This is a genomic window from Microbacterium testaceum StLB037, assembly GCF_000202635.1.
Taxonomy (GTDB): Bacteria; Actinomycetota; Actinomycetes; order Actinomycetales; family Microbacteriaceae; genus Microbacterium; species Microbacterium testaceum_F.
The window spans coordinates 1,954,579-1,975,052 of record NC_015125.1 but is presented as its reverse complement, the minus strand read 5'-3'; the positions used below and the strand labels follow the sequence as shown (position 1 = coordinate 1,975,052).

Below are 20,474 nucleotides of genomic sequence, written 5' to 3'. Positions count from 1 at the left end.
CGGATCACCGCACCAGATTCGGACGCAGAACCTGGTTTCGTCCGATTCTGCGATGCGTCTCCGAATCTGCGACCTCGGCCGGGCGGCGATGCAAAGTCGACGCGTCGCGGCAGCACGCGGCCGATGGGCCGGTGACTCGCCTCGCGCAGACTCACACCCGCACAACCCACGCCCGGGCGACCGGCGCCTCGCGCACCCCGCCCCCGCGCCGCGCCCCCGCGCACCCCGCTGCGCCCCCGCGCCGCGCCCCCGCCGCCCACGCCAGCACCAACGCGCGTCAGCGCAGCGCGCGGATGGCGAGCGCCACAGCCTTCACCTCGCGGATGCGACGCTCGTAGGTCGCGGCGACGACGATGAGGAGAGCACCGACAATGGCGAGCCAGAGCCACCACAGCCCCGAGACGCTCTCGTAGATCGAGGCGATCCAGGGCCAGAGCTGCGCGACGGCGTGAACGATCAGGACGATGCCGCCGAGGAGTACCGGAGCCTGCAAGCGGAACCGCACGCCCGCCAGGAGCACCGCGAGGGCGACGACTCCGAGAGCGATCACGCGCCACAACACGTTGTCGGAGGCGAAATCGAAGACGAGCGACGGCAGAAGCAGGAGCGCCGTTCCCACGCCGATCGCGGGCCAACTGCCCAGCTCGGCACGGGCGCGGAGCGACCGGATGCCGTGCAGCATCAGGACGACGGCGATCGGCGCTGTGACGAGCTCGACCGGGTTGGCGGAGCGTGCCCCGAGCGCGACCGCGGCGACCGCGCCCGCGAGACCCACGCCCACCCAGAACACGACCACGCTGTGCGCACCGCGCCACAGCACCGCGACGAGGAGGATCGCGATGATCGTCACCGCGGCACGGAGGCTCTCGTCGCCGACCGTCGCGATGCGGACGGTGGACAGGATCGCGGTGAACCCGAGGCCCGCGACGACCGCCGTGAGGGGCGCGAACGACGGAACGGCTTCGCCCCGACGCTGCAGGAGCACCCCGGCGACGATGAGCGGCACGGCCACCGCGAGCACCCAGACGTCGAAGAGAGGACGCTCGAGGTCGACGACTCCGCGCACCCCGCCGGCGACGACGAGTGCCAGGGCGGCCACGCCCAACGTGGGAAGCACCAGCGGGCGGGCGGCCTCACGCGAGACGAGGGATGCCACAACGAGGAGCACGATCGCCGCGACCAGCACGGCGATGGCCCGGGGAATCTCATCGGCGACGAGAGCGGCGGAGGGAAGCAGACCGACGCCGAGCCCGAGCGTCACCCCTCCCACCACCTGCGGAGGCAGGGGGCGCACGCGTGAGACCGCCGCGGCACCGATGAGCGAGAGAGCCAGGGGCAGAGTCATCCATTCGAGGGGACGGATGCCGACCCCCAGGCCGGTCACCGCGACCAGCGCCGCTCCGCCGAGCAGGACGGATGCCAGCGGGACTCCGGCCAGCGCGTGCCGCGTGCGCGACGCGGCCGCGCCTGCGGCGCCGAGGGCGAGCACCGCGAGAACGCCGCGCACGAGCGGACCGCCGTCCACCGCGACGAGCACGGTCTCGCCGATCGCGAGCACGACGGCCGCCGCGATCGTCGTCGATCGCGCGACGAGAAGAGCCCACGACGCCGCACGACGGCTGCAACCGACGGCCGCGACGGCGAGGGCTGCCGCGACGACGAGCACGAGCACATCGCGGAGGGGGCCTTCGCTGTCTCCTCGCTCGGCCGCACGCAGAAGTTGCGTCCCCCACACCAGCACCACCGAGAGCGCGCCACCGGCAGCCACGGCGAGGGGAAGGACGTCGGGGGTCCGGGGCGGTCGCGCCCAGGCACCCGCGACGACGAGGGTCACGCCGAGCACCCCCGCGATGACCACGCGGACCGTGTCGCCGGCATCCGCGACGGCCGTGGGGACGAGGGCGAGCGCGGAGCCCGCGAACGCGATGACGGCGGGAGGAGCCACCGCGCGCCCTTCGACGCGTCGGCGGGCACGCTCCGTGAGCCCGGCCAGCAGCAGGAGGGCGACGGCGAGCGGGAGCGTGTACAGCTCGACGGTCTCCACGCGCTCGGCGAAGAGCTGCAGCCAGAGCGCTGCCGTCCCCAGAGCGAGCGCGAGCCACACGACGTGACGACGGGGCGAGCGCGAGACGAAGAGCCCGTCCGCATCGACGGACCACACCACTGCCGTGATCGCGACGATGAGCAGGGGAAGCCACACGCTCCCGCGCGGCGCGAGCGCCGTCACCGCCAGGAGGGCGACCACGGCGGCGCCGACGTCGGCGAGCAGCCGCACCCGCACCTCGCGCCGCAGGACCACCAGAGCGAGCGCGGCGGCGACCAGCGCCACGGCGGCGACCGCGACACTCGAGACCAGCGCGACCTCCGTGAGCGGGCGGGCGATCGCCAGGGCCGCCATCGCGCCCAGCAGGGGCCAGACGACCGCTGCGGCGGGGCGCAGAACACCCCACGCGCGGTACACGGGGCCGAGAGCGACCACCGCCGCCGCGCTCGTGGCCAGGATGCCGATCACGGCCCACCAGGTCGCCGCGGCCGAATCGGCGTTGCCGAGGACGGCGAAGATCGACGACGCCAGGAGGACGATCGCCAGGGCCGCGAGAGCGGCCGCCTCGCGCTGTTTCGCGTCCAGTCCGCGCGGTGCGGCCAGCGCCCCGCGCCAGGGGACGAAGGCCAGGATCAGGCAGATCGTCGCGGTCGCGGCCACCGCCTCGAGCGGGCCGAGACCGAGGATGTCGACATCGAGGCCTTCGAACGCGGCGGCGGGCGCCAGCCACGCGCTGCACGACGCGAAGACGACGAAGACCACCGCGGCCGGCACGCGGGCGGCGGGTGCGAGGGATGCCAGCATCCAGAGGACCGCGAGGACGCCGAGCGTCGCGACTGTCCAGGCCAGGGGCGACGAGAACGACAGCGTCCAACCGGTGAGGAGCGCGAGGCTGCCGACGACGGCCGACGCCGCGATGTCGCCGCGTCGACGTCGCAAGAGGATCACGCCGGCGATCGCCATCGCGAGGTACCAGAGCACGATCACGACGGTGACCCGCAGCTGCGGACCGACGAGCAGCATCACGCCCCCGCCGGCCCACCAGATGGCGAGACGCCGGCTCGATCCGCGGCCGGTGAGACGCCACACGAGAGCGGCCAGCACCACCGCGGCGACGAGGGTGACCACGGCCGCCGTGCTCGTGGCATCCACGTCGTTCATCGCCAGAGAGGACTCACCGAAGAGCGGGAGCAGTCGCCGCAGCGGCGTGCCCAGGGCCGCGAGGGCCCACAGGACCGGGGCCACCGCGGCGAGCGCCGCTCCGATTGCGGCCGTGAAGGCTCCGGCGAGCAGGGTCGTCCGGGCGGCGCCGGCCGCAACGCGACCCGCGACGGCTTCGAGGGCGAGAGCGACGACCACCGCGACGAGGACCGGCACGGTGACGGCGACCGTGGCATCCGCGAGCCGGACGACGCTCGCCGCGACCCCGGAACCGAGGGCGAGCACCGCGAAGGGCGAGGCGATGGGCGCGACCTGGGCGACTCCCGTGCGCACGAGCAGCCCGGCGTGGATCGCGAGCAGCACCGCGATCGGGATGCTCGCAGCCAGGGGCGTCCACGCCGTGTCGGGATCGAGCACGAGCGCGGCGACCAGGGCGAGCAACGCGCCCAGTCCCGCGAATACCCGCAGCGAGATGATCTCGACGGCGACGGATCCGGCGTCCGCGCGGGCCAGCCGCGACACGAGAGGGGCGGCGAGGGTGAGGACGAGGATCGTCAGGCCGGAGGCGTACCACCCGAGGGTCGCATCGTGGGCGAGGAGACCGGCGACGACGAGAGGCGGCCCCACGGCGAGCGCCGCGATCCCCGTGGACAGCGGGGCGCGAAGACCCGCGAGGCGAGCCCAGGCCACGAACCCGACCCCGGCGGCGATCGCCGCCCACCCCCAGTAGACGCGCGCGTCGACGCCGGAGGCTCCCGCGAGGTCGTTCGCGCGCACGGCCCACACGTCGAGCGCGACGAGTGCGATCCCGAGGAGCGCGATGCCCTCCGCGGTCGCGGTCAGCCGACGACGGCGAAGGACGGATGCCGTGACGATGACGCCCGCGGTCGCCGCGCCCACGATGATCGACCGCAGCACGAGCCCCCCGCTGACCCACGCGACGGTCAGGAAGAACGCCGCGGCCACCGCGAGCAGCACGACTCCGATCGAGAGCAGGAACACCTGCACCCCGGAGCGGCGGGGTTTGGCGGGTTCGCCGGGCGTCGGCGTCGGCACCGGCGGGCCGACCGGTGCCCCCGTGACGGTCGCCGGCGCCTGCGGCGAACCGCCGCCCGCGAAGGGGTGCAGCTCGCCGGCAGGGAGCGCGGCCCCCGGCGGCGGCGTGGCGCCCGCGGGCGGCGCGAAGCCCGGAAGGGCGGCGAAGGTCGGTGGGGCCGCCGCGTTCGCCGCCACCGGCACCGGCGGCGCAGCTTCGGGCGCCGGCAGGGATGCGGGCTCCGCTACCGGCCCGGGCGCGCCTTCCGGCGCCGGCACGGGTGCGGGCTCCGGCTGGGGCGCGGCTTCCGGCGCGGACGCGGGCTCCGGCCGGGGCGCGGCTTCCGGCGCGGACGCGGGCTCCGGCCGGGGCGCGGCTTCCGGCGCGGACGCGGGCTCCGGCCGGGCCGCGGCTTCCGGCACGGATGCGGGCTCCGCCACCGGCCCGGACGCGGTGTCGGGTGTCGGCTCCGGCGCAGACGCCGCTACGGGCGCGGGGACGGACGCCGGTGCCGGCCCCGCGGGCGCCGTCCCCGGGGCCACCGCAGGCTCCGCCGCCGGAACGGCATCCGTCCGGATCCGCCGCAGAGCCTCGTCGCGCGCCCGCGCGAGGCCCGCGATGCGCTGCGACAGCGAGAGCACGTCGAAGGTCCGCGGGTCGCTGAGGTCGAGTCCGCACGTCGCGCACGGCGAGGCCGTGATCGGTGCGAAGCACCACGGGCACCGTGAGGTGTCGGTCAGCAGCTCCGGCTGCGACGGCCACACGAGCCGGTGGTTCCCGGCATCCCTTCCCGCGACTTCCGTCATGGTCCCCCCTCGGCGTCGGTCGTGCTCCAGGCTAGCGAAGCGCTCACGCCGAGAGGGGGTTGTCCACAGCCCCGACCGCGCTCAGCCGCCTGTGCGGAGAGGGGGCGTCCGCGGCGGCACCGTGCGCCGCACGCCCGTCGCCTCGAAAGCGACGGCGAGCTGCAAGAGAGAGGTGTCGTCGTACGCCCGTCCGGCGAAGGTCAGGCCCACCGGCATCCCTATGTCGTCGAGGGTTCCCATCGGCACCGTCACGGTCGGCACCCCGCAGTGGCGGATCGCGAGGTTGCCGGTGGAGACCCAGACGCCGTTGCGCCACGCGATGTCCGCCGCGGCGGGGTTCACGTCGGCGTCCGCGGGGGCGATGTCGGTCTGCGTCGGGAAGACCAGGGCGTCGAGGCCTTCGGCATCCATCCACTCCTCGAGATCACGGCGGCGGGTCTCTTCCAGACCGCGCAACCCTTCCTCCAGATGCGGGATCTCGGTGAATGCCTCCACCGGATGTTCGCGCACATGCGCGGGGTACAGGGCGATGTCATCGTCGAAGCCCGTGTACCGATCGGGCAGAGCGCCCTCGGGGTGCGGGAAGATCTCGGCCCCGTCCACGACGGCGAGTCCTGGGTGCCCGTTCGCGCGGAGGAAGTCGTCCCAGGCCCACGCCGACAGGTCGACGATCTCGCTGTGGAGGAACTCCGGCGACACCAGCCCGCGCGTCGAGATCGTCGGCGCCCCGGGCCGGTCGCCCTCGTAGTTGCTCACCAGGGGGAAGTCCGTCTCGACGACGATCGCCCCCGCGGCCTCGAGGTCGGCGCGGGCGGCCTCCCACAGCGCGAGCACCGAGGGGCGCGGTTCGATCCGCTCCCCCGTCGGCCCGCCTACGCCCTTCGGGCCGGTGCCCGCGAGCGGGTCGGTGCCGAGGAACAGGCGCGGGATGCCGATCCGCTTGCCGACCAGCGTGGCGTCGGCCGCGAGCGCCGAGTACGACTCCGGCCGCACCTCCGACGCGGCCGGGAGCGGCACCCACGGCTGCGCGCGCCAGAAATCCCCCCGCGTCTCGGGATCGTCGGCGACGACCACCTCGAGCACGGCGAGCAGGTCGGCCATCGAGCGCGTGTGCGGCACGACGACGTCCATCGTCGGCACGAGCGGCCAGTTGCCGCGCACCGAGATCACGCCGCGCGAGGGCGTGTACGCGCAGAGCCCGTTGCAGGATGCCGGAGCCCGCCCGCTCGACCAGGTCTCCTCGCCGAGTCCGAAGACGCCGAACGACGCCGCCGTCGCCGTGCCGGATCCGTTCGACGACCCCGAGGCGAACGCGGAGGTGAGGTAGTCGGCGTTGTACGGGCTCTCGGCGCGGCCGTAAAGACCGCGCTGCATGCCGCCGTTGGCCATCGGGGGCATGTTCGTGCGCCCCAGGCAGATCGCCCCCGCCTCCCGCAACCGCTCGATGGTGAAGGCGTCGCTCCGCGCGACGAGGTCCGCGAACGCCGGGCTCCCGGATGCCGCAGTGAGACCGCGCACGAGATAGCTGTCCTTCGCGGTGTACGGGATGCCGTCGAGCGGCCCGCGCGCCTGCCCCACAGCGCGCCGCGCATCGGAGGCCTCGGCCTCGGCCCGCGCGTCGGGATTGAGCACCACGACGGCGTTGAGCTTCGTCGCGGAGTCGGGGGCGTCATAGGCCGCGATGCGCGCGAGGTGCGCGTCGAGGAGCTCGACGGCGGTGGTCTCGCCCGCGGCGAGCGCGGCGGCGAGCTGGGCGATGGTCGCCTCGGTGACCTCGATCATGCCCCGACCTCCGGCTGCTGCTGGGTGATGCAGTGGATGCCGCCACCCCGGGCGTACAGCTCGCGGGCGTCGACCGTGACCACCCGGCGTCCCGGATACGCCTCCTCGAGGATCCCGCGCGCCCGGCCGTCGGCCTCGGGTTCGTCGAAGCCGCACGCGATCACTCCGCCGTTGACGACGAGGTGGTTCACGTAGCTCCAGTCGGTGTCGCCGTCGGCGTCGCGGAGGGCGTCGGGAGCAGGGAGGTCGCGCACCGTGAAGGGGCGGCCGGCGGCATCCGTCTGCTCGGCGAAGAAAGCCCGCAGCTCCGCCGAGACGGCGTGGTCGGGGTGGGCGGGGTTGCGCTGGTCGTGCAGGAGCACGGTTCCCGCCGAGGGCATCGTCGCGACGATGTCGACGTGCCCGCTCGTTCCGAAGTCCTCGTAGTCACGGGTGAGTCCGCGCGGCAGCCACACGAAATGCGTCGCCCCGATCGTGCGGGCCATCTCGGCCTCGACGCGGGCGCGGTCGGCATACGGATTTCGGCGCGGATCGAGCTGCACGGTTTCGGTGAGGAACACGGTTCCGTCGCCGTCGACGTGGATGCCACCCCCTTCGTTCACCAGGAGCGACGACACGAGCTCGGCGCCGGCCGCCTCGGCGACGAAGCGACCGAGTCCGGCGGACTTCCGCCACTCGCCCCACCAGTGGTCGCCCCAGCCGTTGAAGGTCCAGGCGACGGCTCCGAGCACGCCGGGGCGCTCCGGGTCGAGGACGAACGTCGGTCCGGCGTCGCGCATCCAGAACTCGTCGACCGGAGCCTCGAAGATCTCGATGTCGGACGAGAGCATGCGCCGCGCCCGGGTGAGCTCGGCGGGGTCGACGACCATGGCCACCGGTTCGAACTCCGCGACCGCGTGAGCGACGGCCGTCCAGGCGGCGTAGCCGGCCTCGCGCTCGGCGTCGGTCTCCCCGAGGGTCGGCCCCTCGGCGGGGAAGGCCATCCAGGTGCGTGTCTGCGGGGCGGTCTCGCTCGGCATGCGCCAACTCATCAGCGGGCCATCTCTTTCTGTCGGATTCATCGGGGAGGGCGGCCTGCCGTCGGGCACGGGCGCCGGGCCTCGGCGGATCGTCGTCGATCACGACCGGATGCGGCCGAGGCTACGGACCGCGTGTTTCGGTCGGTGAGCCGGAGGTGTTTCAGGGACATTAAACGTTTAAGTAGACCGCAGCGCAAGAGCGGATTCCCCGTCGGGTAACGTCGGGCCCTGTGACGCCCCGCAAACCGACGCTGCACGACGTGGCCGCCGCCGCGGGCGTCTCGATCGCGGCCGCGTCGTTCGCCCTGCGCGACAAGGCGGGCGTCTCCCCCGAGACGCGCGAGCGCGTGCTGGCCGCCGCTCGCGCGCTGAACTACGTCGTGAATGCGCCCGCACGCAGCCTCCGCACGGCCCGGTACGGCGCGGTCGGTCTCCACCTCCCGCCCGGGGCCACCCGGCTGCCGTACTACACCGAGTTCGCCTTCGGGCTGGTCGACGCCGCCGACCATCGCGGGCTGTCCGTGATCCTGCTCCCCCATCGGGACGCCGACGACGAGACCCCGCCGACCGCGTTCGTCGACGGATACGTGGTGGTCGACGCGACGGCGGAGGATGCCGGCATCCGGGCGATCCTCGACACCGGGCGCCCGGTGGTCAGCGCCGAGCACCTCCTCGGCGCGGAGGACCGGGTCGCGGGCAGCGTCGTGTACGACCACGAGACCGCCCTCCGCGGACTCCTCGACCACCTCACCGCCCGCGGCGCCCAGCGCATCGCCACGATCCTCCCGCCCCGCGGCACCGCCTGGGCCCGGGAGCTCACGAGGGCGTACGAGACGTGGATCGCCGAACGGGGCGGCATCCCGATCTCCCGCACGATCAGCTTCATCCCCACCGCCGACGAGGTGGATGCCGCCGTGAGCGAGATCCTCGCGACCGAGCAGGTCGACGCGCTCATCGTGGGGCCGAGCGGCTCAGCCGCGCCGGCCCTCGACGCCGCTCACCGCGCCGGGCGAGAGGTCGGAACCGACCTGCTGCTCGCGGCGTACGTGGACGAGCCGATGCACGGCCTCCTGACGCCGGCGGTGACCTCGTTCGATCTCGGGGCCCGCGAGGTCGGCGCGGCCTGCCTGGACCTGTTCACCGCGATCCAGGATGCCGCGCCCCCGGGCGATCGCGTGCAGGTCAGGCTCCCGCGCCTCATCGTCCGCGCGAGCACCGCCGCGCCGTAGGCGCCACGCGCCGGATTCGGACGACGACACCGCATTCGGACCGCATTCCGTGTTTCTCCCGTATCCGGCGACAGTTTCCGAATCTGCGGACCACGCGGGCGCGTCAAGCGACAGCGAGCGGCGACCTAGAGTGAATCCGTGCGGGTGCGGTTCTTCGGCGGGTTGAGCGTCGCCACGGATGACGGGGATGCCGTCGTGCCCGGGCGCGGCCAGCAGTCGTTGCTGCTCCGCCTCGCGGTGGATGCCGGCACCACCGTCAGCACGCGCGCCCTGGCCGAGGACCTCTGGCCCCTCGACGCCCCCGACGACCCGCGCGCCGCCCTGCAGTCGCTCGTGTCGCGTCTGCGCCGCGCGCTCCCCGCGGGGTGGGTGTCGTCGACGCCCGGCGGCTACCGGCTCGATGTGGACCGCCGCGACGTCGACGTCACGCACTTCCAGGACCTCGTGGCCGAAGCACGCTCGGCCGGCGACGCGGACCGGGCCCGGGAGGCACTGGCGCTGTGGACCGGTGATGTCTGGACGCCGGGCGAGGGCTTCGACTGGCTCGTCCGCGACCTCCTCGAGGATCGCGCCCACGCCGAGCGACTCGCCGCGGCGGCCCCCGCACCCGAGGCTCCGCCCGCGCTCCCCGCCCCTGTCACGAGCCTGATCGGCCGCGGCGACGAGCTGGACGCCATCCGTTCGCGCCTCACCACCGACCGTCTCGTGACGATCCTCGGCCCGGGAGGAGCCGGAAAGACCACCCTCGCCGTCGAGACAGCGCGCGCGCTCGCCGACGCGATCGTCGTCGAGCTCGCGCCCGCCGCCAGCGGCGAGGTGTGGACCGCGATCGCCGGCGCCGTCGGCCGTGGCGTGCGCGTGCGTGAGACGAGCGGACCTCCCTCGACCTCGGCCGAGCGCGTCGCCGAAGCCGTCGCGGGGCGCGAGGTCGTGCTCGTCCTCGACAACTGCGAGCACGTCTCGCGCGAGGCCGCCGACGCCGCGCTGACCCTCCTCGGCATGAGCGGGGGCGTGCGCGTCCTGGCGACGAGCCGCGAGCCCCTCGGCATCCCGGGCGAAGCCTTCGTCGACCTCGGTCCCCTCCCGCCCGCGGACGCCGACGCCCTGTTCGCCCGGCGCGTGCGATCGGCGCGGGGCAGCGAGCCGTCCGTGGACGAGCACGACGTCGCCGCGCGGATCGTGCGCCGCCTCGACGGCCTCCCGCTGGCGATCGAGCTCGCCGCCGCGCGCTCGCGCACCCTCACGCTCGCCGAGATCGACACGGGCCTCGACGACCGCTTCGCACTGCTCTCCCGGGGGCCGCGGCTGAGCTCCGAGCGCCACCGCACCCTGCGGGCGCTCATCGACTGGAGCTGGGACACCCTGACCGACGACGAACGGATCGCGCTCCGCGTCGCGGCGGTGTTCCCCGACGGCATCGGCGCCCCCGACGCCCCCCAGGTGGCCGGGGCCTTCGACGTGGATGCCGACGCCTTCGACGCCCTGGTCGATCGATCGCTCCTCACCCGGCGCGAGGGGCGCTTCCGCATGCTCGAGACCGTGCGGGAGTACGGACTCGACCGGTTGCGCGCCGACGGCGACGAGGAGCGCTACCGCCGGGCGGCCGCCGACGTGCTCACGGATCTCGCGGCGCGGTGGGAACGGGATGTCCGAGGCCCCGGGCTCCGCGCAGCCCTCGCCTGGTTCGACGCGAACGACGAGAACCTCACGGCCGCCCTGCGCGCGCTGGCCCGCGCCGACGACCGACGCGGCGGCGCACGGCTGCTGCGCGGCCTGCTCTGGCCGTGGGCGATCCGCGAGCGCAGCGACGACCTGCGCCGCGCGGTGGCCGACGTCACCGACCCCGCCGCTCCGCTCGACGACGAGCCGACGGTCGTGGTCGAGGCGGTCGCCCTGTTCGCGGCCGCTTTCCCCGAGCCCGGGGGCGCGAGCGCCCTGTCCCCCGACGTCTACCTCGCCCGCCGGACGGCGCTCGAGGAAGCGGCCCGGCGGCACCCCTCGGAAGTGACCGCGCTCGTTCCGCCGCTCTTGCGTCTCGCGGGCTCGGTCCTCGCCGCGGGAGACGGGGATGCCGCCCGCACCTGGCACGTCGATGTCACCGACGCGGAGTTCGAGGCCGCTCCGCCCTGGTCGCAGGCGATCCTGCACACCCTGCACGCGGGAGCGGCCCAGAACACCGGGGACACGGCCACCCTCGGTAGCGAGAGCGAACGGGCACTGGCGATGTTCACCGAGATCGGCGACCCCTGGGGCACCGGCTTCGCGAGCCAGCTGCGCGCGGAGTGGCTCGTCCTCGAGGGCCGTCTCGACGAGGCGCTCGACGTCACAGATCACTCGAGCGACGCGATCCGCGGACTGAGCTCCGTCTCCGACTACCTTCAGCAGCGCGCGCAGGCCGTCGGCATCCTGCTCCGACTCGGTCGCGACGACGAAGCGCGCGCCCGCGCCGACGAGATCGCACGCCTGGCCGAGGCGGACGGCTCGGTGCGCGCTCTCGCTCAAGCCGCCATGACCGCCGCCCACGTCGAGGTGGCCGCCGGCAACGGGGAAGCGGCCCTGGCTGCGGTCGAGCGCATCACGCTCGAGCCGGGCTTCCCCGACCAGTTCGTGGCGTGGCGAGACGCGCAGCGCGCCCAGGCGCTGCTCCTCCTCGACCGCCACGAAGAGGCCCGCGAGGCACTCCGCACCGCGCTCACGCGGGCCGCGCAGTCGAGGGACTTCCCCATCGTCGCCACGGTCCTCCTGGCGATCGCCGGGTGGAACGCCGCAACCGGACGCCGCCTCCACGCCGAGGAGGCCCTCGCCCGCGCGGCCGCCGTGCGGGGGGCGGCCGACGTCCGCGATCCCTTCCACGTGTGGATCCGGGAGCGCCTGGCCGCGCTGCCCGAGGATTCCACGACGGAGGGCCCCGGCATCCGGACGCCCCTCACGGACGTGGATGCCGAGGCCCTCGCGGCCCTGCTCGACTAGGCCTTGCGCATGTAGGCGCGCACCGTGAGCGGGGCGAAGACCGCCACGATCACCGCCGCACCGACGAGCGAGATGACCGCGTCGGCGCCGAGGGTGCCGGAGTTGACGAGGTCGCGCACTGCGGTGACGAGGTGCGACACGGGGTTCGCATCGACGAACCACTGCAGCCACGAGGGCATGGTGTTCGCCGGGACGAAGGCGTTCGAGAGGAACGTCAGGGGGAACAGGATGATCATCGAGATGCCCTGCACGCTGGACGCGCTGCGCGCGATGACGCCGAAGAAGGCGAAGATCCAGCTGATCGCCCACGAGCACGCGATGACGAGCAGGCCCGCGGCGACCACGGCCCACAGGCCACCCTCGGGCCGGAAGCCCATGATGTAGCCCATCGTGAAGGTCAGGGTCGTCGCGATCGCGTACCGCACGGTGTCGGCCAGCAGCGCCCCCGACAGCGGCGCGATGCGCGCGATCGGCAGCGAGCGGAAGCGGTCGAACACGCCCTTGTCCATGTCTTCGCGCAGCTGCGTGCCGGTGACGACCGACGTCGTGATGACGGTCTGCACGAGGATGCCCGGGATGATGATCGGCAGGTAGCTCTGCACGTCCCCGGCGATCGCGCCGCCGAAGATGTACGTGAACATCAGGGTGAACAGGATCGGCTGCACGGTGACGTCGATCAGCTGCTCGGGCGTGCGCCGGATCTTCAGGAGCCCGCGGCCCGCCATGGTGAGGGTGTTCTGCACGGTCTGCGCGAGGCTCGCGGTGCGCGGCAGGTCGCGTTCGAGGGTGAGGGCGCTCATGAGCGGGCTCCTTCCAGGGCGTCGGCGCTCTCGCGCGCCGGGCTGTCGTCGCTCGGGACACCCGAGCCGGTGAGGGTGAGGAAGACCTCGTCGAGGGTGGGCTGCTGCACGCTGAACTCGCTCAGGTGCAGGCCCGCCTCGCGGAAGGCCACGAGCAGATCGGTGACCTGGTCGGGGTCGGACATCGGCACCGTGAGGCGCGCCGCCTCCGGAGAGACGATGGCCGTGGCATCCAGGACCCGTCCGACCGTGGTCCGTGCGGTCTCGAGGTCGGAGCCGGGCTGCAGCCGGAGCACGAGAGACGCCTGCCCGACCGACGCCTTGAGCTCGAGAGCCGTACCCTCGGCGACGACGCGGCCGCGGTCGATCACGGCGATGCGGTCGGCGAGCTGGTCGGCCTCGTCGAGGTACTGCGTGGTGAGCACGACGGTGGATCCGGATGCCACGAGCCGGCGGATCGTGTCCCACATCTGTCCGCGGGTGCGGGGATCCAGCCCCGTGGTCGGCTCGTCGAGGAAGATGAGCGGCGGCTGGGCGATGAGGGATGCCGCGAGGTCGAGGCGGCGGCGCATGCCGCCGGAGAACTTCGCGAGCGGGCGGGATGCCGCCTCGGTGAGTCCGAACTCCTCGAGCAGTTCGCTCGCCTTGCGGCGCGCATCGCCGCGGGAGAGGCCGAGCAGGCGTCCGAAGATCATGAGGTTCTCGGTGGCGGAGAGCTTCTCGTCGACCGAAGCGAACTGCCCGGTCAGACCGATGAGCTGGCGCACGACGTGGGGCTCGCGGGCGACGTCGTGGCCGAAGATCTCGGCCCGACCGCCGTCGGGACGCAGGAGCGTCGTGAGCATGCTGATGGTGGTGGTCTTGCCGGCGCCGTTGGGGCCGAGCACGCCGTAGACCGTGCCGGCTTCGACGACGAGATCGACGCCGTCGACGGCCCGGTTGGAGCCGAATGTCTTGACGAGCCCTTCGGCTCGGACCGCGGGAGAGCGGGTGGATGAAGTGGTCATGACGACAGGATGCGCCGGCTGCGCTGTCGCGCTTCTGTCACGGCGGCGGGGGCGCTGTCAGGGCGCTGTCAGCGGCCCCGACCTGCCGACCGACGCCAGCGACCTCGATCGCGTGTTCCGGGGCATCGGACCGTCAGCGACGATCCCACGCCTCATACGCCGCGAGCAGCCGCGGCGTCCCCAGCGACTCCGCATCGCCGATCAGGGCGGCATCCGCCTCCGAACGAGCTCGGGTCCACGGCCCGGGTTTGTCGGGGCGCTGAGCGACCCACGGCAGAGCGGTGCCGTCCCGCGTGTCAACGATCGGTCCGCGTTCCGGGCCGAGACGACGGAGTTCCTCCGCCCACCGTTCACCCCAGCGGCTCCAGCCGAGCCCCGCGATGATCGCTGCACTCACGCCGGGGCGGAGAGCCGCTTTCCAGACGTCACCGCCGAAGATCGAGACGGTCACATCGCCGAGTTCGAATTCCGCGGTCACCCCCTCTGAGAGCCTCACCGTCCCGGTGTCCGGATCGAAGGACATCGACTCGCGCACGTCCGGTGGGAGGCCACTGAGTTCGCGCGCGATGCGTCCCGTCCATGACCGCCGCGCCTCCTCCTCGCTCCGTTCGTGGAGGAACTTCGCGATACTCACGCCGCCGTTGTAGCTCGCCAGTAATGCCGAGCTCATGTACCCCCACACCGCGTTCGCGACCGCGTCGACATTCATCGGTCAGACGACTCTCGGACGTGGTCCCGCAGCAGGGGTGTCCCATCGGGGGAGGAGAACGAATTGATCAGTTCGCGGAGCGAACCCGCGAGGAGGTGGGAGTACTGGATCACCGGGTGCAAGATGCCCCCGTCGACGAGGCGCACGGGGAGCTCAACCCCGTCGCGACGCAGCCCCGCCCATCGCCCGTCAGCGCGAAACGGCGCGAAACCGTCCGCAGCCTCGTCCCAGCCGTACGGCAGCTTGATCCGCGGCAACCGGCGATGCTCGATAGCCGGCGACATGAGCTCGACGAGCATGATCTCGACGTAGCCCAGCGTCGCCGCCCACATGAGCTCTTCCGGCTCCTCCGCCCGTTCCGCCCGGGTGAGGAGGTATCCATCCGGCACCGCCGCGATCGTGTATCTGATCTCGCCCCCCGCGTCGGCAAGAGTGAGGGATGTGATGTCGTCGTGAAGGCGGAACCCCGCCTGAGCTGCGAAGGCGATCAGGTCCGGATCGAGCACGATCTCGGATGCCACCGGCTCTGCTCTGTCATTCACGCGCGTGAATCAGTCCCACCATCACGAAGCGGCTCAGTCCACCCGCGATCCTCAAGGAACCTTTCGGGAATCCGCATCCGGATCTCGCGATCCAGTTCCGTGGCGACGAGGGAAAGATCAGTGAACTCCGGCCACCCCGTGACCGGCTCGACCGAGATCCCGCGCTCGCCATAGTCGATCGAGAATCCGAACGCACCCCGGTCGAAGTTGAACCTCAAGGGGAAGAACGCGTAGATGTCGAACAGAACCGAGAACTCTGTGTGCCCGTCGCCGTCCACGATGTCTTTGACGGAGAAGCGGCCGACCCGGTCACCGAAGAAACCACGGAACGCGGAGACGAATTCTCTCGCCAGATCGACAGCAGGTTTATCCGACAGCGATCCAGCCATTTGCATCCTCCATGATCGTGAATCCGTGGGCTTCCAGGTATCGCGCTTCCATCTCAAGGAACTTCCCCTCGGAGACTTTCGCGAATGGGTCGTGCGAGAACCGGATGGTCTTCCCTGACCGGATCGCCTCGTCGAGTACGGGCCGGTTGAAGAAATCGAACATGTCGTCGCGCGGGCTCAGTCCGTACTTCGCCTCCGCCTGGCCCCACTCCGGCCCCATGTCGAAGTATGTCGCACCCTCACGCTTGGCGACGTCGATGTAAGAGGCGGGATCGTCCTTCAAGAACCGCCCGAGCATGAGCGTGTCAGAACCCCCGTTGTGGACCGAGCGCTCGCGGAGTCCGACATAGTCATCGGCCGGAATGCGAGAGCCGGGGACGCCGTTTTCGTATCGGACGATGTCACCACCCTCATGTTTGAAGCCGTCCGGCAGCCAGATGTCGTGGCCGCCGATGTTCTCCACCGTGCCACCCACCGGCGGTCTGCCAGGACTCGCGGGGGATCCAGGTCCGTCAACGCCCGGCCCTCCGTGATCGGGCGCTCCGTGACCCTCCCCGCCGCCGTGATGCACCGCCGGCGCGTCCGGATCGCCGAGGTGGAACTGCTGGACATCGGGGTCGCCCGCGTGCACGCGCGGAACATCAGCATCCGGGCGGACGAGGTGGTCGCCGCCGCGGATGTCGTCGAGCAACGTCCCGCCATCGTCGAGAGAACTGCGTTCGAGCGTGTTCGCCAGGTTGTCCTGGGCACCGCCGAAGCGCGCTCCGTCATCGACCAGTCCGTCCGACCGCAGGTGCAGACCGTTCGACTCCGGTGTGGCACCAGATGGACGTTCGACCGCCCCGCCCCGGCCGACGTCGTCACCGAGGCCCTCCGCCCCGCGTCCGCCCTTCACCCCGTCGAGGAGCGCGCCCCCGCCCTTGGTGGGGAGAACGAGCGTCGCGATGTTGAAGAGCGAGGTGCCCGCGGTGCCGCCGGGGTCCTTGCCCCAGTCCGACCATCCTTCGCCCCACTGATCGGGCGTGGCCTTCCACCATTCCTCCGGCGCGTGGTAGCCCACGAAGCTGCCGAACAGGTCGATGTACGACCGGTACGAGTCGCGCATCCACTGCTGCTGCCACTCGAGGAAACCGGTGTCAGCCCCCTTCGACTTCAGGTCCGAGATCTGCCCGGGAGCCACGACCTCCGTCATCACGGGCGCCATGAAGCCCATCGAGACGCCGGTCACCAGATGCCCGAGCCCCATCCACGACTGCCCCCAGCCGGAGAGCCAGTCGCCGCCGCGGTCCACTGCGCCCTGGAAGTCGCCGGACAGCATGTCGCCGACCATGCCCCAGGCCGGCGGGGGCCAGCTCTTGAAGTCGTACCCGCCGAGCAGCATGCCGAGACCGCCGACCATGTCCCAGGCGCCGTTGAGCACTCCCCCGGTGAGATGCATCGGGAAGCCGATCGTCTTCTCGGCGCACGATTCTTCACGCGGCGACGCGCTGCCCCAGTCGGTCTGGAGGTTGTCCGGCGCGCTGGTCGCGGCCGGGGGAACGGCATTCGTCGACAGCCCGGCGGAGCGACGGATCGCGTTCGCGAGGTCCTCATTCGCGACGCGCAGTTGCTCGCCGAGGAGGTAGCCCTGGTCGACGAGGTCGGCATTGCGCTGGACCATGTCGGGGTCTTCCCACCAGTTGTCCACCGGCACGGGCAGGAAGGTGACGGCGAGGTTGTTCGTCCACGCCAGGCGTGACGAGAAGTTGTTCGCCTCGACCACGAACGCCTCGGCGTCGGTGCGCAGGTCGGCCACGCGGGTGAGGATCGGCTGCACCGTCGTCACCCAGTCGGTGAGCGCGCTCGCGACCGCGGTCAGGTCGCCGCCGACGCGATCGGAGGCGTCACGCACGGGGTTCATCGCGACGTAGACCGACTCCGCACCCGTCGATTCGTACGACGCGGGCAGGGTCGACCACGACGAGGCCACATCCGTCCCGGCTTGCTGGATCGAGCCGCCGCGGGACGAGATGTCGGCCGCCGCCTGGCTCACCCCCGCGAGGTCGAGGTTGTGTCCCGGGAGCTTCGAAGGATCGATGAGACCGTGCGACATCAGTACGGCACCGATCCGCCGTGGTGCGCGAAGGCGTCGGCATCCGGAGCCCAGGCCGACGCGGCGAGCGCCTGCGTCGTCGCCGCCATCTCGATGTCCCCCGCCGTGACGGCGTTGGTCGCGTCGATGACTGCCTGCCGGGCGCTCGGGATGCGCTGCTGGATGAGGGTGAGGTCGGCCGTCTGCGCTTCGACGAAGGCTTGCATCGCTTCGGCGACTTCGGCGGACTGCGTGCCGGCGACAGCCGCCGACAATTGATCGGAGAGACCCGTGAGCGCCGTCACGAGGGACGTCGCCGCCGTGTCGACCCCGGTGAGAACCTGCTGCACCCCGTCGGGGGATACACGCCATCCGGTCATCGTCCACCTCCGCTTTCGACCTCGACCATGATAGAAAACGTGGTCGATATGTCGAGAGACGCAAAGAGCATGCTCAGCCATCCACTGATCGACGGCATCGTCGAGGGCATCGCCGTGTCCGAGAGCCGTGCCCCACTGCTGGCACTGACGGCGACCCGCACCGACTTGCTCATGCAGGCCGGCAGGGCTCGGCATCCGCTCGTCTTCCTCACCGGAGACGGGACCCGCCTGACCGAACCGATGCGCGCCGCGCTCGCGGCCACCCGCGTGCCCTGGGTCGTGCGCACCGCCGGGGGCCTTCGCGACGGGCTCACGTGGCGTCCCCTCGCCGACCTGGCGGCGGCATTCGACAGCACTCCCGCTGCCCCCCACCCCGACGCCCTCTCCCTCGAGCAGCCCACGACGCTGCAGCTGGTCGCGTCGGTGTCGGTGCGCCACCGCGCCGATGCGTCGACGCGGCTGGGTGCCGCCCTCGAGGTTCTGGCGCGACCGGCCGAGGCCGCGCCGATGGCGTGGGGGCCCAATGAGCCGGCCGAGTTCGCGTGGGACCGCGACGCCCTCACCGCTTTCGCGAGGGCCCGGATGCCGAGCGACACCCGCCTCATCGCGACCGGGGATGCCACTCGCCCGATGGTCGCAACCCTCACCGCCCGCCGCACGGCGCGCGGCGTCGAGGAGGTGACGGAGGCCCTCGTCTCGCTCGGAGCCCTCGACGACCCGGCGACGGACGCGCGCGCCGACGCCGCGGTCGAGCTGCTCGACGAGCTCGCCGTCACCCCGTGGCCCCTGATGGCAGCCCTCTTCACGCGGCCGGGCCGTGCGGATCTCACGACCTCGGCGTTCGTCGCCCCGATGCCCCGGCCCCTCGCGCTGTTGATCGGAGCCCCGGCGGTGCGCGACCTCATGCTCGACCCGGCGGTCTGGGCGGAGCGCTTCGGCGCGCGCGTGGCCGGTCGCCCGCGCACGCCCGCTCTCGTGATCCCGCTCCGGCGCTCCGAAGAGCCCGCCGAGATCGCGTGGAACCGAGTCGTCGAGGTCACCGAGACCCTCGGCGTCGAGCGCGTCGCAGAGCTGACGGGGTTCCGCCTCGACATCGACGAATGGCGGAACCGCTGATGCCGCACGAATACGTCCTCCTCACCCCGCGCCTGATCGGCCTGCGCGAGGTCGCCCACGCCGTCGCCGCGGCCGAGCCGTCGCTCGCCTACCGCATGGACGCGGGCGGCATGCAGATCGTGCTCCTGGACGGGGATGCCACCGTGCTGACGATCGTGCACCCGGTTCCCGCGCGGCCGGTCGAGGTGCGCCGGCTCCTCGGCGAGGATGCCCCGCCCGAGGCGGAACCGCGCTGGTGGGTCGACCTCGTCGCGCCGTGGGAGGCCGAGGAGCGCGCCGCCCGTGTCGTCGCGGCGCTGACGGCCGTGTCGGACGGAACGGCCCGCGACCTGGCTCCCGGCGGGAGGGGCTGAGCGCCTGAGCTCCTCGCTACGCGGGCGGACGCAGCTGCGTGAGCTTCGCCTCGTGCACGGTCCAGACCGCGACGGAGAGGAACGGCAGCACGGCGATGAGCGGGAAGAACCCCGTCGCCGCGACGACGAGGTAGCCCACCGCGATCACCGCGACGGTGACGACCGACACGACCTCGATCGCGCGCTGACGGGCGAACAGCCAGATCGCGCGCGCGACCGCTCGATCGCGCAGAGGGCCCAGGGTCCCCACACCGATCACGACCGTGCAGATCAGTCCCAGCACCGCTCCCACGCGGGAGCCGACCGGCGCGCCGAGGGCTTGCGCGAACATCGCGAACGTGAAGAAGGGCACCATCGCCGTCACGATCGTGACGAGCCCGATCAGTTGGCGCACCAGCAGCGCCGTGGCCACCTGGGCGAGATACGGCGGGGCGAGCGCAAGCGGGTTCTCCCTCAGCACCCGCCGCGCCGTCCGGATCGCCGCGGCACGCTGCCCGTTCATGACCTGCGCCGCGGCGAGCATCTGTCCCACCCGCAGATCCGTCGGGCTGATCCGGACCGCTTCCTCGGCGAGGCGCAGAGCCTCCGCGCGTCGCGGAGCGTGGACGACGGCGATCGACGACGCCGTAATCAGCGCGTCGATCCGCTCATCGTCCGACGCGGCGTTCGCGAGGGCCGCTTCCGCCTCGATCCGGGCGGGTTCGTAGAGCCGACGCTCGCGCAGGATCCTCGCGAGAACGATCCGGAATCTGCTTCGGCCGGGATCGAGCCGCACGGCCTCGCTCGCCCAGCCCGTCGCTTCGACCGGGTCGCGGGTCATCGTGATCCGAGCGAGCAAGGCGGCGGCATCCGGTCGCCATTCGGCGTGCGCGAACGCGAGACGCGCATCGCGCTCAGCGGCGTCGAGCTCTCCGGTCTCGAGGCGCGCGTAAGCGATCAGCGTCAGAGCCGCCGCGTGATCGGGCTGCTCCGCGAGCACCCGCTCAAGCACCCCTCGCGCTCTCTCCGGCTCATCGAGCAGGAGGTACCGCCGCGCCTCGGCGATCGGGTCGGGAGCCAT

15 protein-coding genes are annotated in these 20,474 nt (G+C 72.5%); 4 read left to right on the top strand and 11 right to left on the bottom strand.

Annotated features, from left to right (window positions below; translation table 11 throughout):
* Positions 1 to 277: 277 nt before the first annotated feature.
* The 3 genes from MTES_RS09020 to MTES_RS09010 all read right to left on the bottom strand — a co-directional run bounded on the left by MTES_RS09020 (position 278) and on the right by MTES_RS09010 (position 7,860).
* The gene (locus MTES_RS09020; RefSeq protein ID WP_013584938.1) at positions 278 to 5,047 is read right to left on the bottom strand and encodes an SCO7613 C-terminal domain-containing membrane protein; all 4,770 of its coding nucleotides are present in this window, start codon (positions 5,045 to 5,047) and stop codon (positions 278 to 280) included.
* Positions 5,048 to 5,128: 81 nt separating this feature from the next.
* Complete coding sequence (locus MTES_RS09015) at positions 5,129 to 6,829, bottom strand: amidase (RefSeq protein WP_013584937.1); 1,701 nt, start codon at positions 6,827 to 6,829, stop codon at positions 5,129 to 5,131.
* Positions 6,826 to 7,860 (bottom strand): agmatine deiminase family protein, encoded by a 1,035-nt coding sequence (locus MTES_RS09010; protein WP_013584936.1) that lies wholly within the window; start codon positions 7,858 to 7,860, stop codon positions 6,826 to 6,828. The genes MTES_RS09015 and MTES_RS09010 overlap by 4 nt, the downstream gene beginning before the upstream one ends.
* A 218-nt stretch (positions 7,861 to 8,078) precedes the next feature.
* Here MTES_RS09010 and MTES_RS09005 point away from each other — a divergent pair, with 218 nt between their 5' ends.
* Together MTES_RS09005 and MTES_RS09000 are read left to right on the top strand one after the other, a co-directional pair.
* A complete protein-coding gene (locus MTES_RS09005; protein WP_013584935.1) occupies positions 8,079 to 9,077 on the top strand; it encodes a LacI family DNA-binding transcriptional regulator in 999 nt (332 codons plus the stop codon).
* A 138-nt stretch (positions 9,078 to 9,215) separates the two neighbouring features.
* Positions 9,216 to 12,047 carry an ATP-binding protein gene (locus MTES_RS09000; RefSeq protein WP_013584934.1) on the top strand — a complete coding sequence of 944 codons (2,832 nt, stop codon included), beginning with the start codon at positions 9,216 to 9,218 and terminating at the stop codon, positions 12,045 to 12,047.
* On the opposite strand, the gene MTES_RS08995 is transcribed toward MTES_RS09000, so the two are convergent.
* From MTES_RS08995 to MTES_RS08965, 7 genes are all read right to left on the bottom strand, one after another.
* Complete coding sequence (locus MTES_RS08995; RefSeq protein WP_013584933.1) at positions 12,044 to 12,847, bottom strand: ABC transporter permease; 804 nt, start codon at positions 12,845 to 12,847, stop codon at positions 12,044 to 12,046. The genes MTES_RS09000 and MTES_RS08995 overlap by 4 nt on opposite strands.
* Complete coding sequence (locus MTES_RS08990) at positions 12,844 to 13,854, bottom strand: daunorubicin resistance protein DrrA family ABC transporter ATP-binding protein (protein ID WP_013584932.1); 1,011 nt, start codon at positions 13,852 to 13,854, stop codon at positions 12,844 to 12,846. Before MTES_RS08990 ends, MTES_RS08995 begins: the two co-directional genes overlap by 4 nt.
* A 133-nt stretch (positions 13,855 to 13,987) precedes the next feature.
* Complete coding sequence (locus MTES_RS08985; RefSeq protein ID WP_013584931.1) at positions 13,988 to 14,563, bottom strand: hypothetical protein; 576 nt, start codon at positions 14,561 to 14,563, stop codon at positions 13,988 to 13,990.
* Positions 14,560 to 15,084, bottom strand: a complete 525-nt coding sequence (locus MTES_RS08980) for an Imm61 family immunity protein (protein WP_013584930.1) — start codon at positions 15,082 to 15,084, stop codon at positions 14,560 to 14,562. The genes MTES_RS08985 and MTES_RS08980 overlap by 4 nt, the downstream gene beginning before the upstream one ends.
* Before the next feature lie 17 nt (positions 15,085 to 15,101).
* Complete coding sequence (locus MTES_RS18475; RefSeq protein WP_013584929.1) at positions 15,102 to 15,494, bottom strand: hypothetical protein; 393 nt, start codon at positions 15,492 to 15,494, stop codon at positions 15,102 to 15,104.
* The gene (locus MTES_RS08970; RefSeq protein ID WP_013584928.1) at positions 15,472 to 17,586 is read right to left on the bottom strand and encodes a hypothetical protein; all 2,115 of its coding nucleotides are present in this window, start codon (positions 17,584 to 17,586) and stop codon (positions 15,472 to 15,474) included. Before MTES_RS08970 ends, MTES_RS18475 begins: the two co-directional genes overlap by 23 nt.
* Positions 17,586 to 17,945, bottom strand: a complete 360-nt coding sequence (locus MTES_RS08965; RefSeq protein WP_013584927.1) for a DUF6507 family protein — start codon at positions 17,943 to 17,945, stop codon at positions 17,586 to 17,588. The genes MTES_RS08970 and MTES_RS08965 overlap by 1 nt, the downstream gene beginning before the upstream one ends.
* A gap of 48 nt (positions 17,946 to 17,993) precedes the next feature.
* On the opposite strand from MTES_RS08965, the gene MTES_RS08960 reads away from it, so the two are divergent.
* A complete protein-coding gene (locus MTES_RS08960; RefSeq protein WP_148272844.1) occupies positions 17,994 to 19,061 on the top strand; it encodes a DUF6177 family protein in 1,068 nt (355 codons plus the stop codon).
* Positions 19,061 to 19,414: a hypothetical protein gene (locus tag MTES_RS08955; protein WP_013584925.1), complete on the top strand. Its 354-nt coding sequence runs from the start codon at positions 19,061 to 19,063 to the stop codon at positions 19,412 to 19,414. The genes MTES_RS08960 and MTES_RS08955 overlap by 1 nt, the downstream gene beginning before the upstream one ends.
* A gap of 16 nt (positions 19,415 to 19,430) precedes the next feature.
* On the opposite strand, the gene MTES_RS08950 is transcribed toward MTES_RS08955, so the two are convergent.
* Complete coding sequence (locus MTES_RS08950) at positions 19,431 to 20,474, bottom strand: tetratricopeptide repeat protein (RefSeq protein WP_013584924.1); 1,044 nt, start codon at positions 20,472 to 20,474, stop codon at positions 19,431 to 19,433.

Coding starts and splice junctions, on each gene's coding strand:
- MTES_RS08955 (WP_013584925.1), top strand. CDS start 19,061: ATGCCGCACGAATACGTCCTCCTCACCCCGCGCCTGATCGGCCTGCGC.
- MTES_RS08965 (WP_013584927.1), bottom strand. CDS start 17,945: ATGACCGGATGGCGTGTATCCCCCGACGGGGTGCAGCAGGTTCTCACC.
- MTES_RS08960 (WP_148272844.1), top strand. CDS start 17,994: ATGTCGAGAGACGCAAAGAGCATGCTCAGCCATCCACTGATCGACGGC.
- MTES_RS08995 (WP_013584933.1), bottom strand. CDS start 12,847: ATGAGCGCCCTCACCCTCGAACGCGACCTGCCGCGCACCGCGAGCCTC.
- MTES_RS08990 (WP_013584932.1), bottom strand. CDS start 13,854: ATGACCACTTCATCCACCCGCTCTCCCGCGGTCCGAGCCGAAGGGCTC.
- MTES_RS09010 (WP_013584936.1), bottom strand. CDS start 7,860: ATGAGTTGGCGCATGCCGAGCGAGACCGCCCCGCAGACACGCACCTGG.
- MTES_RS18475 (WP_013584929.1), bottom strand. CDS start 15,494: ATGGCTGGATCGCTGTCGGATAAACCTGCTGTCGATCTGGCGAGAGAA.
- MTES_RS09020 (WP_013584938.1), bottom strand. CDS start 5,047: ATGACGGAAGTCGCGGGAAGGGATGCCGGGAACCACCGGCTCGTGTGG.
- MTES_RS09015 (WP_013584937.1), bottom strand. CDS start 6,829: ATGATCGAGGTCACCGAGGCGACCATCGCCCAGCTCGCCGCCGCGCTC.
- MTES_RS08985 (WP_013584931.1), bottom strand. CDS start 14,563: ATGAATGTCGACGCGGTCGCGAACGCGGTGTGGGGGTACATGAGCTCG.
- MTES_RS08950 (WP_013584924.1), bottom strand. CDS start 20,474: ATGGCTCCCGACCCGATCGCCGAGGCGCGGCGGTACCTCCTGCTCGAT.
- MTES_RS08970 (WP_013584928.1), bottom strand. CDS start 17,586: ATGTCGCACGGTCTCATCGATCCTTCGAAGCTCCCGGGACACAACCTC.